Raw genomic sequence first — 1,526 nt, 5'->3', positions numbered from 1 at the left:
CAGCACAAGCGACAAAATGGCGCGTTACAGCGCATTGGGCGAGCTTCGTAACCAAGCAGTTGCAGCGATTGCAACAGGTGAAGAAGGCGCAGCAAGCGAAGAAGACGTTAAGGCTTACTTCAGCAAGCTAGAGAAGCAAATCGTTCGTGGTCGTATCATTGCGAAAGAGCCGCGTATCGATGGTCGTAACAATGAAACAGTTCGTCCAATTTCTGTTGAAGTTGGCGTACTTCCAAATGCACACGGTTCTGCATTGTTTACTCGTGGTGAAACACAAGCAATCGTTGCGACTACGCTTGGTACTACGCGCGACGCACAAATTGTTGACACACTTGAAGGTGATACTAAAGAGCACTTCATGTTGCACTACAACTTCCCTCCTTACTCAGTAGGTGAGTGTGGTCGTATGGGCGCACCAGGTCGTCGTGAGATTGGTCACGGTCGTCTTGCTAAGCGTGGTGTTCAAGCGCTTATGCCAAACGAAGAGGAGTTCCCATATGCAGTACGTGTTGTTTCAGAAATCACTGAATCAAACGGTTCAAGTTCTATGGCTTCTGTTTGTGGTTCAAGCTTGGCATTGATGGATGCAGGTGTTCCACTTGCAGCACCAGTTGCTGGTATTGCAATGGGTCTTGTAAAAGAAGGCGACGGTTTCGCAGTTCTTACCGACATCCTTGGTGACGAAGACCACCTAGGCGACATGGACTTTAAAGTAGCGGGTACTGACGAAGGTATCACAGCGCTTCAAATGGATATCAAGATCGAAGGTATCAACGAAGAGATCATGACGATTGCGCTTAAACAAGCTCAAGATGCTCGTTTGTTCATCCTTGAAGAAATGAACAAAGTCATCGAGAACCCTCGTGAGTCTGTTTCTGATAAAGCACCTGCGATGCACAACATGTCTGTTCACCCAGACAAGATCCGTGACGTAATCGGTAAAGGTGGTGCGACTATCCGTTCAATCACAGAGCAAACTGGTGCATCTGTTGATATCGAAGACGACGGTTCAATCCGCGTTTACGCTGAAAACAACGAAGCAGCGCAAGCAGCAATCAATATGATCGTAGCGATTACTGCAGAAGCAGAAGTTGGCCAAACTTACGAAGGTAAGGTTGAGCGTATCGTAGACTTCGGTGCATTCGTTAATATCTTGCCAGGTAAAGACGGCTTGGTTCATATCTCTCAAATCTCTGAAGAGCGTATTGAGAATGTGACTGACGTACTTTCTGAAGGTCAGATGGTTAAAGTAAAAGTACTAGATGTTGATAACCGTGGTCGTATTAAATTGACTATGAAAGACATCGAAGCTGACGCGTAAGTCTAGCTTAAGTGTTGAAAAGGAGGCTTTGTGCCTCCTTTTTTTTGGCCATTCCTCATCGTTAATTTCGAGTTTTTCGTCCGTTAAGTTCGACTATTAGCGGTGTCTGAATCTGTATACGATTTGTTCAATGTTGGCATCTTTGTGAGAACAAAGTAAGCCGCAGTTTTTTTCAGAAAATTGGAAGACAAAGCGGAATCGTATA

Annotated in this window: 1 protein-coding gene; it reads left to right on the top strand. The window is 45.4% G+C overall.

The features are described from left to right. On the top strand, positions 1–1,321 hold a 1,321-nt coding region (gene pnp, locus A3762_RS15685), incomplete at its 5' end, for a polyribonucleotide nucleotidyltransferase (protein WP_068756535.1). Positions 1,322–1,526: the final 205 nt, after the last annotated feature.

The organism is Oleiphilus sp. HI0125 (assembly GCF_001635355.1).
Note: the sequence above shows the minus strand (reverse complement) of the source record. Positions and strands in the feature narration are given on the sequence as shown.